Below are 13,219 nucleotides of genomic sequence, written 5' to 3'. Positions count from 1 at the left end.
TTTGATTTACCACATTTTTGTGGTGCTAAACACTTCGTACACATTATTGAGTTGGAATCCTAAAACAATTTCGTGGCTTCCATTCGTAACACGATTCAGATCCGAAGTAACAAAATCGTAAGAATAGGTAAGGTTAATCAGTTTGCTAATATTCACCCCGGCCAATGCGGCAAATGAGTCGTCTTTACGATAACTCCCCCCTATCCAAAATCGGTCTTTAAAGGACAGTTTCATATTTACATCTATTGATACCGGTGTAGGGCTTACTTTTTTGAACATCACAGAAGGAGTTGCAGATATCTCTTCTGAGACAAAAAATCTATATCCGGTGGTAACAAAAAAGTGCGGAACTTCCTTTCCAAGATTGAATCCAGGATCATTCACAAATTTTAACTTCTGAGATAAGATTTGCTGCGCCGATGCACCTGCAAAAAATCTGGCTCCATATAACCAAATTCCAAGTCCCAAATCTGGCTTAACCTGACTTTCAATGGCATTCCTGGTTGCTGGTTCTATTTCTCCATCATGAAACTGCAATGAGCCCGAATCGAACCCTATCCTTGTTAATCCGGCAGCAACACCCACCGAAAGATTTAACTGATTGGCCATTTGCAGGTGATAGGCATATGTAATATTGGCATCTAATCTCGATATTGGCCCAACTTCATCCAATACGGCGATTATTCCCATCCCGTGGTGTGAAGGTGAAGCAGTATAATTTTGCATATAATTCCTGCTCATCGGGTTGTCTCCCTTATCAGGCAAGGATAGCGGATTTCTCCATAAATAATCATCGCCAAGCTTCCAGTTCACTGAAACAAATGAAGTTTGAGGTGCATCATTTATACCAACCCACTGTTTTCTATAACCAACTTTTATGTCGGTATAGTTTTCAATACCACTAATGGCCGGATTCAACAGGTAATTGTTAAAAATATACTGGGTATACTGAGGCCTTTGTTGCGCTAATGCCACAACATTTAGTGATACAAGTGCCAGAATAAGGTATATATTTTTTCTCACGTTATTTCAATAATGTTAAAGCTCCTGTTACTCTTTTTGTGCCATTGTTTGGATCGATAATATAATAATAAGTTCCCACAGGCAAGGCTTCACCTTTAAATTTTCCATCGAAAGGTACACTATACCCGCTGCTAAAAAAAACTCGCGCTCCGTAACGAGTAAAAACCTCTACTGTAACATCAGGGTAAGTTTCAATAGCATCAATAATCCAGGTATCATTTATTTTATCATCATTAGGACTAAAAGCATTTGGAGGACATATATCCGTTGAATCATAATTTATTTTAGTCCGGATACGTATAACTTTTGTAATCACTTCAGACATGCATCCGTCATCTCTTCCTGTAAAAAACCTAACGGTAAAATCACCAGGTTTTCGATAGATATGAGTTGGATTCTGTGCTGTTGATACCTGATCATCGCCGAAGTCCCACAACCACTTATTCAGGGGTTTATCTGTTAAGTTAGAATTGCTTAGATCTGTAAAACTAATCAAGGAATCTACAAACCCCTCTGGATCCAGACTTATAATGGGCGTAGGAACGGGATTTATATCAAAGTCAAAATCATATTCGATTTCAGCACTTAAACAATTATTTTCATTTGGTCTTACAGCCGTGATCTGCATTTTCAATTTCCCTAACTCATCAAAGATGAAATCCCTGTTGTATAAGTATGCATAGGAAGGACCATCTGGAGTAGGTATTATTTGAGGTTCTGGTGTGTAATCTATTGGAGAATACCCCTCTAAATCCCACGTTATGCTTAGCGCCTTATAGGGTAACACAATTTTAAAATTTGATTTTTGACCAACACAAGCATTTTTTGAATCCGTATTGGTTAACTGATTATGAATCAAAAGATAATTGTCGGCCGCTAGGTTTGTTCCAGCAGAATACGAATAAGATTCTTTTTCGCCAAAGCCGTAAGCAATAGCATTAAATCCATCGTTGGCGGTCAATGTTGAACTTACATTACTAATTCTTATCTGTATGCATGAATACTCAGGATTGGATGGTATTACTGACCATGTGCCATTTTCCGGAGCGGCTCCATCAATTTTAAAAGTTGATGTTACTGAGGTTTTCATACTCACGTTAATATAGCGCTCAGAGATGCGCTCTTTTGTAGATGAGAATAGTGTGATAGCCTTAACATTAAATTCTATCGGATTAAGCAATACCATATCAGGATCGCTCAACATTTCAAGATTTGTTGCAGATGACCAGATTTGACTTAAAGAATATTGTGCTACACTTATCTTCTTATTCGCCTTAATGAACAATGATTCCATTAGCAACGAAGGGCTCTCGTAAAATTGTCCTTTATTCAATATAAATGTACCACCATTAAAGTCTACCCGGGTGTTATCTTCTTGCGCTAATATTCTTAACAAGAATTTTCTATCTTTAAATGGAACTACACTATAGTTTTTACCCCAGCTTGTTGGCGGATATAACTGCTGATATAGCGGGTCTCTGGAATCTTCATCTGGACTACCCTTACCAATAGAAACTGAAGTATTTCCAGAAAAAACAGCAAATCGTTTATTACAGTTGTCAGGAGAAAGTGGATCTATTTCAACAATTGTACCGGTTAAATCTCGCTGGTCAGGCGGCATATATTCATAAACCTCTCCTGCATTATTAAAGGAAACTGATCTTTTCCCCTCTCTTGTATGTATTATTATTTTTGTATTTGGCTCAGTTGCAACAATTGCCAAGTAATTTCTGCCTGCTCCATCGTTTATATTGCCATTTTGAGTATAATTCATTGAAAAATACTGTTGTCCAAGCGCGTCTGTTGGAAGGATCAGAGATGCTGAAGAACGCCTGCCCGCATAGATATGTGAATACACGGCTACTTTGGGCATGCCGGCTGTGACCGTTATATGTATTCCCTTTTGAACTTTAACGGTATTTATGTCTTTTAAATCGACGTATGCATCGGCTCTCGGAATAAGAAATGGTTCAACAACGTTGGCCATAATTTTCTTAGTTTGACTCCAAGCCCCACAGGTAACTGTTACTTCTGAATTATTTTTTGAAGACACATAAATGGTATTGTTGGCGAGCTTTGGGAGCCCCAGGTAAAATGCGGGATCATGTGTAGGAAATACTGACCAAAAATCAGTGCCTTCATTGGATATATTTTGTGCCTGAATACTTAAGAAAAAGGAGAGATGAATTAATGTTAGTAAAGTTATTCTCCAGATTCTCATAATTGATCGGCTCTTACATTTAAGGCAGCAAATTATTTTGCCTTAGCAAAAATTCTAGTTGCTTATTTGCTAATATCAGTTGCTGGGTAAGTTCCCTGTTCTCTTTTCTTAAAGAATATATTTCAAAGGCTTTTTCTATATTGATCCTCAAATCTTCATCCATCCAGGGTTTTTGAATATATTTATAAACCTGTCCTCTATTTATTGCGTCAATAACGGCATTTATATCTGCGTACCCTGTCAGAAGAATCCTTATCGGATCAGGAAAATCAGGTATAATAGATTCCAAAAATTCGATGCCAGTCATAACTGGCATTCTTTGATCTGTAATAATAACATGAATATTCTCTGCCTCAAGAATTTTTCTTCCTTCTAACGCAGACTCAGCAGTGAAAATATTAAATAACCTCCTAAACCCGGCTTTAAAAGAGTTCAGGTTATGAAGTTCATCATCTACATACAAAACGTTTATTGAGGCACCGCTGCTCATATTCTCTGAAATGTTTTTTGTTAAATATATCGATTTAATAAGTTTTAATGAAGTTATTTAGCTTAAAAGTTATTTTCTAGTACAAGTTTTAATTATTTTAAATAATTGTTTGACTTAAACTCCAAGTGCCTGATTTTTCAGACAAATCAAACTGAACTATTCGGATCTTATTTGAGGGCTCAAAAGCTATAACTTAAGACAATAACTTCTGTCTCAACATAAACTCTAATTGTTCGTTAACAAGTAAAAGTTCCTCATTTAATTCTTTATTTCTCTCCCTTAAAGAATATACTTCAAAAGCTTTTTCCAGAGCTGATCGGAGTTCCTCTTCTTGCCATGGCTTAGCAATATATAGATAAACCTGCCCTTTATTGATTGCATCAATAACTGCATTTATATCAGCATATCCAGTAAGAAGTATTCTAATTGGATCAGGATATTCATCAATGATTGATTCTAAGAATTCTATACCTGTGGTAACAGGCATGCGCTGATCGGTAAGTATGATATTAATATGTTCTTGCTTCAATATTTGCACTGCTTCAGCAGCAGACTCTGCTGTATGCACATTGAAAACCCTTCTAAAAGAAGCTTTAAAGGCGTTTAGATTATGTATTTCATCATCAACATACAATACACTTATTATTTGCCTATCCATAAAACTAAAAAACCATGCAAAATTGTTTAAACTCCTACTTAAGATAGTTAAATATTTAGCAAATATACTATTTTTGTATTTATTGAAATAAATAATTGGGGGTATATTTTTTATCTATTATTGCGATGCTATTATTTGAGAACAACTCAGTGGAAAACACTATGGCTACAGAGCCTTTATTTTTTCGAATTTATTTGGAAAATGACAAAAACAGGCTAGAGGAATTGCTTAAAAAGAAGCAACACATCTCCATACATGATCAAATTGACACTCAGTTGGATGATCTAATAAAGTCTAAATTACCCAAAAAGAAACCAAGTGCAGAAGAATTAAAGCACTTAAAAAAACTTCATATCGGTGATCTGTCTATGCAGGAATATGGGGTATGGGTATATTACCCATGGTCTGAACGTTTAGTGCATTTGCTTGATGAAGAAGAATTTATCGAAATGCGGACCAGCCGCAACATTTACAAGATCACAAGAGAAGAAAGGGATATTTTAGGCAGGCAAAAAGTTGGTGTTGTTGGTCTTTCTGTAGGCCAATCAGTATCCATAACTATGGCTATGGAACGTGGTTTTGGAGAGATCAGACTTGCGGATTTTGATTTACTGGAACTAACAAACCTAAACAGGATCCGAACTGGTGTACACAACCTGGGCTTGCCGAAAGTAGTGATTGTAGCCAGAGAAATTAAAGAAATAGATCCTTTTTTGAAAGTTACACTTTTTGAGGATGGGATGACGGAAGAGAATATGGATCGCTTCTTTTTGGAAGGCGGAAAACTTGATGTGATTGTAGATGAGTGTGATGGACTGGATATTAAAATTTTACTAAGACATAAGGCAAAAGCGCTTCGTGTTCCCGTTGTAATGGATGCCAGCGATAAAGGCACGCTGGATGTGGAAAGGTTTGACCTTGAGCCAGACAGAGCTATATTACATGGACTAATAGACCACCTGGATCACACAAAAATTAAATATTTAAAGACCAATGAAGAGAAGATCCCCTATCTCCTTCCTATGGTGGGCTTAGAGACGTCGTCAGATCGATTAAAAGCTTCTATGGTTGAAGTTGGGCAGTCTATCACTACCTGGCCGCAATTGGCCTCGGCGGTGGCTTTAGGTGGTGCTTTAGGTGCTGATGTTTGCAGAAGGATTGCATTAGGACAATACAATGATTCAGGAAGGTATTTTGTAGACCTTGAAGAAATCATCAGCGACAAAGTAAAACCTGAAGACGATTTCTATAAGGTGATAGATTATTCCGCTCCCGAGTTGAAATTAGATGAGATGCAAAAAGCAGCAGATATAGTAGCTACTGAAATTCATTCAAAACTGACACTCACACATGAGCAGGTAAAAGAATTAGCTGCAGCTGCAGGACTCGCCCCATCCGGAGGCAATAGCCAGCCTTGGAAGTTTTTATATCATAAAGAACAATTGTTCTTGTTCCATGATGAAAACCAATCGATTTCATGGATGGACTTTCAGAATACAGCTTCTTATATTTCACTTGGAGCCGCTATTGAGAATTTAAAAATAAAAGCTGCCAGCCTTGGTTTGGAAACAACAATCAATTTGTTTCCGGCAGGAAGTGACAGTAGATTAATCGCAGCATTTGGATTTAGCAAAGCAGAGGGACAAACCTATCGCAATGAGTTGATTGCTGGGGTAGGATTAAGGTTAACTAATAGAAAGAAAGGTGATCAGCAACCTATTGACGCTGCCGTTACTGCAAAAATAAGTAAGAATGTAACCATTGATGAACCAAATGCCCATCTGGATCTTGTAGAAGATAGAGACTCGATTAATGAAATAGCAAACATTGTAGCATCAGTAGAAAGATTGAGATTCTTGCATCCTCAAGGCCACCATGACCTCTTTACGAAAGAGATCAAATGGCCTTCTGCAGACGGATCACCGATAATTGAAGGAATCGACATTGCCACACTGGAATTATCTGAGAGTGACAGGACCGGAATGATGGTTGCTGCTAAACCTGAAGTAATTACTTTATTAAACAAATGGGGAGGCGGAAGCGCTTTTGAAAAAATATCTAAAGGAGGGGTTGCTTCTTCGTCGGCCATCGGATTGATCAGCATGCCGGAGTATAGTCCGGAAAGTTTTGTGAAAGGTGGCGAAGCTCTTCAAAGAGCATGGATCACTGCTAATTTGAACGGTCTCTCGTTTCAACCTATCAGCGGCACGCTGTTTGTATTTGATAGGTTTAATCAGACTAATGGTGCTGGTATGACGGCTAATATGGCCCAAGAACTTGAATCCCTACAATACGACTTGCGGAAAATATTTCCTGCTTTGGGAAATAATTGTGGAATTTTTATGTTCAGGTTGTCTTACGCTGACGAAGCATCTTCTAGATCATTAAAAAGACCACTGGAAGATATTTTAAAGTTTTCCTAGACACAATATGAGAAAATTTACATTTCGATCTTTTACAGCAATTAAAGATCTTGACACTTGCGAGAGGTATCTAGATGGGCATGTTCAGGTATTGAGAGATTATGGTATCACTAACATTACAACCAATAACAGGCTGTGGATGGATTTGCCAAGTGTACATGGTATAGTTGCCGAGGATGAAGAGGGAAACGTTGTTGGAGGAGTAAGAGTTCATATTGCAGATGGGATTCATCCCTTGCCGGTCGAAAAGGCAGTAGGATACATGGATCCAAAAGTAGCACACGTGATCAACGAATACTTTGACGATGGAACGGGTGAACTCTGCGGTTTGTGGAATGCAAAAAGCGTTGCAGGCATAGGTATCAGCCTTTTGCTTGTAAGAGCCGGTATTGCAATTGTAAATCAAATCAGACTTGGATCACTATTTACCATCTGTGGAGACTACACCATGCCCATGGTAAGAAGGGTTGGTTTCATAGTTGAAAATGGAATTGGTAATAATGGTGAGTTTTTTTATCCAAAAGACGACTATATTGCAAGAGTATTGAGAAAGATGAATGCCGAAACTTTGGAAACGGCAGATGAGTATGATAGAGATCGTATATTTGATTTGAGAAATAATCCAATACAACATACAATTGAGCAGGGGCCAAAGGGTGAGATAGATATAGATTATCAGTTATTAATACCTGTCTATGATTAGATCTTTTTTATTAAGGTTATTCTTTGCCTTGCTACTTACGTGCTCGATAGCATTACCTGCCATAAGTCAGGAAGCCATTAAACTACATAATGATGAGACGTTAAGCAATTTTGGCAAACAAATGTTATTGCTTACCGATACAAGCAACAAACTTAACCTTAAGGCAGTAATAAGCAGCGAAGAGTTTAAAGCTGTTGATTCTGACGTGCCTAATTTGGGCATAAGTAATTTCAGTTACTGGCTAAAGTTCAAAGTACAAAATAATACAAATGACCCTCACCTCATCCTTCAAATTCCTTTACCCACAATAGATTATGTTGATTTTTATCAGCTAGATGACCAAAATAATGTTGTCTACAAAGAATTTATAGGAGACAGGCGTCCTTATTACAAGAGAACATTTGACAATCCTTTCAGCACTTTCAAGTTTAGCTTAGACCCCGGAAAAACCACTACCATTTATCTTAAAATAAGTGGATATGAACAGCTTCAGGTTCCCACCACACTGTGCGAAAGCAATATCATTACTGCCAAGAATGCAGATTCGTTTTTGATATTTGGAATTTTTGCCGGGGTATTGGTGGTTATGTTTACCTATAATTTATTCCTATATATTTCAACAAAGGACAATACATACCTGTATTACATCATCAACATTTTATTTATAGGTTTACTTCAGGCAAATTTCCAAGGCTTCCCTTTTAAGTATCTATGGCCGAACAATGTATGGATCTCGTTCCATGCGGTGTACATATTGACACCACTGGCGGCTTTAACAGGATTGGAGTTTATGAAAAAATTCCTCCATACCAAGGAATTCCTACCAAAACTGCATAAATTCTCAAGGGTTTTCTATCTGCTATACTTCATCGCATTTATACTGATGTTTTTGGGAAACATGAACGTATCTTATCAGCTGCTTCAAATGGCGGCCATGTCGGTAGCCTTGTTTATGCTTTTAAATGCAGTTTTAGTTTACGGAAAAGGTTATCGCCCAGCAAAATTCTTTCTAATTGCGTGGAGCATGTTCTTGTTTGGTCTTTGTATTTTTGTGCTTAAAGACTATAATATTTTACCTTACAATACGATCACTTACAACATGATGCCTTTTGGCTCTGCCCTTGAAGTGATCTTGCTATCCTTTGCGCTTGCAGACAAAATCAACATCTTTAAAAAGGAGAAAGAAGATTCACAGGCCGAAGCACTTCGTATATCACTTGAAAATGAGCAATTGATATTGCAACAAAATATTGAATTAGAGAAAAAGGTGAATGAACGGACGCTTGAATTACAGGAGTCTTACCAAACCCTTGAAGTTACTTTAAGCGACTTAAAAGAAGCGCAAAGCCAGCTGGTAGATTCAGAAAAAATGGCTGGATTAGGTCAGCTAACGGCTGGTATAGCACATGAGATCAACAATCCTATTAATTTCGTTACCTCAAACATCAAACCGCTGGAATTGGATATTCTTGACATGGACAGTGTAATCATGATGTACGAGAAACTGGACTTCAATGAAGATCTTAATCCTCAGCTTGCTAAAATTGATTCATTTAAAAAACAAATTGATATAGATTTTGTAAGGGATGAGATCAAGTCCCTATTGTCAGGAATTTCTGAAGGAGCTAAAAGGACTGCTGAAATTATTAAAAGCCTGAAAAACTTTAGCAGACTTGATGAAAATGACACAAAGCCTGTCGACCTGAATGAAGGCCTTGCTTCTACCCTTGTTCTCGTTAAAAATACATTCCCTGATCATCTTGAAGTAATAAAAGATTTTGGAGATATCCCTAAAGTAGAATGTTTACCTGGAAAAATTAACCAGGTCTTCATGAATCTAATCTCTAATGCGATACATGCCATTAAAATGAAAGGCGCCAAAGATGAACCCGGCATTCTGACAATAAGATCATGGCAAGACGGTAACCAAGTGAAAATCAGCATAAAGGATACTGGAACGGGTATGCCAGAGGAAGTAAGGCAAAAAATATTTGAGCCATTCTTTACTACTAAAGATGTTGGCGAGGGAACAGGATTAGGTCTATCTATAGTTTTTAGAATTATAGAAAATCATCATGGAAATATTGATGTTGTAACAAAAGTGAATCAAGGTACCGAATTTATTATTACCTTGCCTATAAACTGAAATTAACACTTTATTTATGAATGCGCCAACAGTACGGGTTCTTTATATTGATGACGAAGAGAACAATTTACACGCTTTTAAAGCAGGCTTTAGAAGACAATATGAGATCTATACTGCTCTTTCAGCTGCCGAGGGTTTAACCATATTGGAAAATGTTTCTGTTCATGTAATTATAGCGGATCAAAAAATGCCGCAAACTACAGGAGTGGAATTTTTCAAAAGCATTATTGAAATCTATCCAGACCCTATAAGAATTTTACTTACTGGTTATACTGACATAGAAGCATTGGCAGATGCCATTAATCATGGCGACATTTACAGATACATCACTAAGCCATGGAATGACTTGGAACTTCATAATTCCATAAAGAACGCTTACGATGCTTACAAAGCCAAAATAGACTTAAGGAATAAAATTGTTGAGTTAGAGAAAACCAATGATGAACTAAATAGGTTTATTTATAGTATTTCTCATGAATTAAGAGCTCCTCTGGTTTCGGCAATGGGTATAGTGAACCTTGTAAAAATGGAGGGTCTTTTTAATTCCAGCGGCGAATACTGGGGCTTAATAGAAACCTGTTCTAATAAACTGGATTACTATATTCAAAAAACATTACAATATTATAAAAACAATAAAACCGTTGCCAAACATACACCTGTAAATTTCTCAACCCTTATAAATGAACTGATTGAGCTTTATTCTTATAGTGATAGAGACACACATTTCCATGTAAACATTAAACAGGATATTCCTTTTCATGGAGACGTTTTCAGAATAGAAGTGATATTAGGGAATCTGATATCTAATGCTATTAAATATCAAAAAGAAGATGAGAAGAATAAAAAAGTAGATATCAATGTTAATGTCAGCCCAACAGCAGTAGAAATTACCATTGCTGATAATGGAATGGGCATATTAAATGAACATCTGGAAAAGATTTTCACACAGTTCTTTAAAAGCAAGACCAATCATGGTAGTGGGTTAGGTTTATTTATTGTTAAAGAAGCGCTCAACAAGATTAATGGAAAGATATCTGTAAGTTCAAATACTGCAGAAGGAACAACTTTTAAAATTACAATCCCTAATGTTAAGTAAGTACAAAAAAGTAATGCTGGTGGATGATAACGAGGTGGATCTTAAAATAAACTCAAAGATCATCTCAATCTCTAAATTGTTTGATGAGACGATTCTATGTCACTCTGGTGAAGAAGGGCTGTCTTATCTAAACAAACATATTGACGATGTAGCAAATCTACCCGATTTTATTTTGCTGGACATACAAATGCCCGAAATGGACGGATTCGAATTCTTAGAAATCTACAAGAAATTCCCCGCAGTTGTAAAAGATAAATGCTTAATCGCAATACTTTCATCTACTCTGGATTTTGGTGATATTAAAAAGGCTGAGGCCAATCCATATGTAATTAAGCTTCTAAAGAAACCCCTCTTTCCTCAGGAATTGGAAAAGCTGTTACAAAAGTATCTTGCTTAAGAAAGACACTCCTGTAACAGCTCAATTGTTTACTTACAACCTTTACTTCCGCTGAACCAGTGGAAACTGTGAAATTCTCAAGCTGGTACAGCCATAAGGCACGAGCGTAATTTCTTCTTCTAAAGAGGTTTCTATACCATATACAAAACTATACGGAATTGGTCCTGTCATTTCATTATACAATTGCCACGAAGGAATTCTTTTGCCTTTTGTTTTAATCGCAATTGGCGAATTCTTAAGGTTCCATGGATAATTGGAAACTATCCCTGTTTTCTCTACCTTATATTGCTCATCAAATTTGTTATCTGGCGTCTCAATCAGCCCATAGTTCCATGGCGAAGATGACCTTATCTCATCATAATAATTCCCATATTCTATTGGATCCTTATCATTCTTAACCCTTGTCACTTCTTCATTCATTTTTAAAGCATACGTAATTGGTCCACGTTCTACAGACACTGAATTTTCATACCAGCTGTTTTTATAAACATGCATTGGCAATTCCAATTCAACCACATCGCCCGACTTCCATTCGCGTTCTATTTTAACGATCTGGTTGCCCGCAGCTTCTTTAAACACCTGTCCATTAATTTTTACCGATCCTTTTTTACACCATTCAGGTATACGAAGGTGAAAAGGGAAAGAAGCCGATTTTACCTTTTTGGCCATGCTAAGTGTAAACTTGATCTGCTCTTCGAAAGGATAATTTGTTTCCTCTTTAAAGGTCACTTCTACTCCGTTGCCTACTGTGGTTTTAACCTCACTTGGAGAATATACTAAAGCAGCTATCCCTTTATCTGCTGTCTGATACCAAAGGTTTTGTGCAAATTTAGGCCATCCCTGATGCATATTAGAAGTGCAGCATGGGTACCCTGTAAGTAAACCATAGCACAGATCTGTTCCACTATGGTCCTGATTAAAATTACGGGTATGTCTGGTAACCATAACCTGGTTGGCCTGCTGATAGTACTGACGGTCCATAAAATCATCCGACACCTGTGCAGGCAAAGCATTAAACGCAATCTTTTCAAGATGATCCGCATAATTAATTTTACCTGTAATTTCCAGCATACTTTCTAAACTAAACATCATCTCTACCGCGCTGCAAAGTTCCGATCCTTGTGTTGGATTGTTTCCGTGCAAGTCTTCATCTCCGCCATATAGCCCATGAGCCACGCCATTTTGTATACGTATGTCTTTAAGACCTTTATCCGTGGCTTCCAGATACTTATTATCGCGATGCTGCTGATAATAAATAATAGGCTCTTTTAATCCCTGGGCCAGATTAACACAATGGATGCTTCCAAAAGTGGATAACATGTCTGTATTTAAAAAAGCATTGGTATAATCAAAAGTCTGCTTATGCACCAATTCTCCAAGATCCAGAAGGTACTTATCTCCGGTAATGTCATACAGCCAGTAAATCACCTGAAGGTTGTCGCCCCCACGGTAACGCGCCCAAAAAGACCAATGATCAAGCGGTTTTGATGGCAATTCTTTTAACTGATATTTAAAGTAATTGGTCATCAATGTAATCACTCTTTTATCGCCTGTCGCAGAATAGTACTGTTTAAGTACCTTCAACATTACCATTTTTGGCCACCAGTCTTTACTGTTATCGCGCTGCATACCACGCTCATAGCTATAGTCTTTAGTTGGTCCGAAATAACCATCGGGTTGCTGACTTTTAATCGCCCATTCTACCCAGGGCTTTGTTTTGGCGATAAGTGCTTTATCATCCAAAAGATAAGCGAGCGGCAAAAGTCCATCTATCCAATATGGTCCCCGCTCCCACTGATCGCCATCTCCGCCAAGCCATCCGTTTCTCTCGTTCATCACAACCGGATAAAGCTTATCCAGATTGCCTGTAGCTCCATCCTTCTGTCTGATCAACATCTCCCTTAACCAACCTTGTGGTTTAATTGCTCCTAAAGGCAATTCTTTATAAGGGTTTTGATTGGCACTAACCTGTGCATTTGTATGAAGGGTAAAACCAGTTAACATGGTTATCCCACCTATACATAGTGTATAAAACAAATTATTAAATCGCATGTGTGTGTAT

The 13,219-nt window shown here is 37.4% G+C and carries 10 protein-coding genes; 5 read left to right on the top strand and 5 right to left on the bottom strand.

The genetic code is table 11. The features are described from left to right. Nucleotides 1-6: 6 nt before the first annotated feature. From HQN86_RS04505 to HQN86_RS04490, 4 genes are all read right to left on the bottom strand, one after another. The gene (locus tag HQN86_RS04505) at nt 7-1,023 is read right to left on the bottom strand and encodes a PorP/SprF family type IX secretion system membrane protein (RefSeq protein ID WP_172659824.1); all 1,017 of its coding nucleotides are present in this window, start codon (nt 1,021-1,023) and stop codon (nt 7-9) included. 1 nt (nt 1,024) lies between these two features. Continuing rightward, nucleotides 1,025-3,244, bottom strand: a complete 2,220-nt coding sequence (locus HQN86_RS04500) for a T9SS type B sorting domain-containing protein (RefSeq protein WP_172659823.1) — start codon at nt 3,242-3,244, stop codon at nt 1,025-1,027. A gap of 19 nt (nt 3,245-3,263) precedes the next feature. Beyond that, nucleotides 3,264-3,734 (bottom strand): response regulator, encoded by a 471-nt coding sequence (locus HQN86_RS04495; protein WP_172659822.1) that lies wholly within the window; start codon nt 3,732-3,734, stop codon nt 3,264-3,266. Between the two features lie 193 nt (nt 3,735-3,927). Continuing rightward, complete coding sequence (locus tag HQN86_RS04490) at nt 3,928-4,392, bottom strand: response regulator (RefSeq protein ID WP_172659821.1); 465 nt, start codon at nt 4,390-4,392, stop codon at nt 3,928-3,930. Between the two features lie 125 nt (nt 4,393-4,517). Between HQN86_RS04490 and HQN86_RS04485 the strand changes: the two genes are divergently transcribed. The 5 genes from HQN86_RS04485 to HQN86_RS04465 are packed head-to-tail and all read left to right on the top strand — an operon-like array spanning nt 4,518 to nt 11,157. Then, nucleotides 4,518-6,815 carry an Rv1355c family protein gene (locus tag HQN86_RS04485; RefSeq protein WP_172659820.1) on the top strand — a complete coding sequence of 766 codons (2,298 nt, stop codon included), beginning with the start codon at nt 4,518-4,520 and terminating at the stop codon, nt 6,813-6,815. A 7-nt stretch (nt 6,816-6,822) separates the two neighbouring features. Next, nucleotides 6,823-7,518: a hypothetical protein gene (locus HQN86_RS04480; protein ID WP_048906766.1), complete on the top strand. Its 696-nt coding sequence runs from the start codon at nt 6,823-6,825 to the stop codon at nt 7,516-7,518. Continuing rightward, complete coding sequence (locus HQN86_RS04475; RefSeq protein ID WP_172659819.1) at nt 7,511-9,664, top strand: sensor histidine kinase; 2,154 nt, start codon at nt 7,511-7,513, stop codon at nt 9,662-9,664. Before HQN86_RS04480 ends, HQN86_RS04475 begins: the two co-directional genes overlap by 8 nt. 16 nt (nt 9,665-9,680) lie before the next feature. After that, nucleotides 9,681-10,760, top strand: a complete 1,080-nt coding sequence (locus HQN86_RS04470; protein ID WP_172659818.1) for a hybrid sensor histidine kinase/response regulator — start codon at nt 9,681-9,683, stop codon at nt 10,758-10,760. Beyond that, nucleotides 10,750-11,157 carry a response regulator gene (locus HQN86_RS04465; RefSeq protein WP_172659817.1) on the top strand — a complete coding sequence of 136 codons (408 nt, stop codon included), beginning with the start codon at nt 10,750-10,752 and terminating at the stop codon, nt 11,155-11,157. The genes HQN86_RS04470 and HQN86_RS04465 overlap by 11 nt, the downstream gene beginning before the upstream one ends. Nucleotides 11,158-11,199: 42 nt before the next feature. Here the strand turns inward: HQN86_RS04465 and HQN86_RS04460 are convergent, their stop codons facing one another. Next, nucleotides 11,200-13,209: a beta-L-arabinofuranosidase domain-containing protein gene (locus HQN86_RS04460; RefSeq protein ID WP_172659816.1), complete on the bottom strand. Its 2,010-nt coding sequence runs from the start codon at nt 13,207-13,209 to the stop codon at nt 11,200-11,202. Nucleotides 13,210-13,219 lie beyond the last annotated feature (10 nt).

The organism is Pedobacter panaciterrae, from assembly GCF_013204795.1.
GTDB classification, from domain to species: domain Bacteria; phylum Bacteroidota; class Bacteroidia; order Sphingobacteriales; family Sphingobacteriaceae; genus Pedobacter; species Pedobacter panaciterrae.
Note: the sequence above shows the minus strand (reverse complement) of the source record. Positions and strands in the feature narration are given on the sequence as shown.

What these genes read in the sequence shown, in the direction of transcription:
- HQN86_RS04500 (WP_172659823.1), bottom strand. Translation starts at nt 3,244, where the DNA reads ATGAGAATCTGGAGAATAACTTTACTAACATTAATTCATCTCTCCTTT.
- HQN86_RS04495 (WP_172659822.1), bottom strand. Translation starts at nt 3,734, where the DNA reads ATGAGCAGCGGTGCCTCAATAAACGTTTTGTATGTAGATGATGAACTT.
- HQN86_RS04490 (WP_172659821.1), bottom strand. Translation starts at nt 4,392, where the DNA reads ATGGATAGGCAAATAATAAGTGTATTGTATGTTGATGATGAAATACAT.
- HQN86_RS04485 (WP_172659820.1), top strand. Translation starts at nt 4,518, where the DNA reads ATGCTATTATTTGAGAACAACTCAGTGGAAAACACTATGGCTACAGAG.
- HQN86_RS04480 (WP_048906766.1), top strand. Translation starts at nt 6,823, where the DNA reads ATGAGAAAATTTACATTTCGATCTTTTACAGCAATTAAAGATCTTGAC.
- HQN86_RS04475 (WP_172659819.1), top strand. Translation starts at nt 7,511, where the DNA reads ATGATTAGATCTTTTTTATTAAGGTTATTCTTTGCCTTGCTACTTACG.
- HQN86_RS04470 (WP_172659818.1), top strand. Translation starts at nt 9,681, where the DNA reads ATGAATGCGCCAACAGTACGGGTTCTTTATATTGATGACGAAGAGAAC.
- HQN86_RS04465 (WP_172659817.1), top strand. Translation starts at nt 10,750, where the DNA reads ATGTTAAGTAAGTACAAAAAAGTAATGCTGGTGGATGATAACGAGGTG.
- HQN86_RS04460 (WP_172659816.1), bottom strand. Translation starts at nt 13,209, where the DNA reads ATGCGATTTAATAATTTGTTTTATACACTATGTATAGGTGGGATAACC.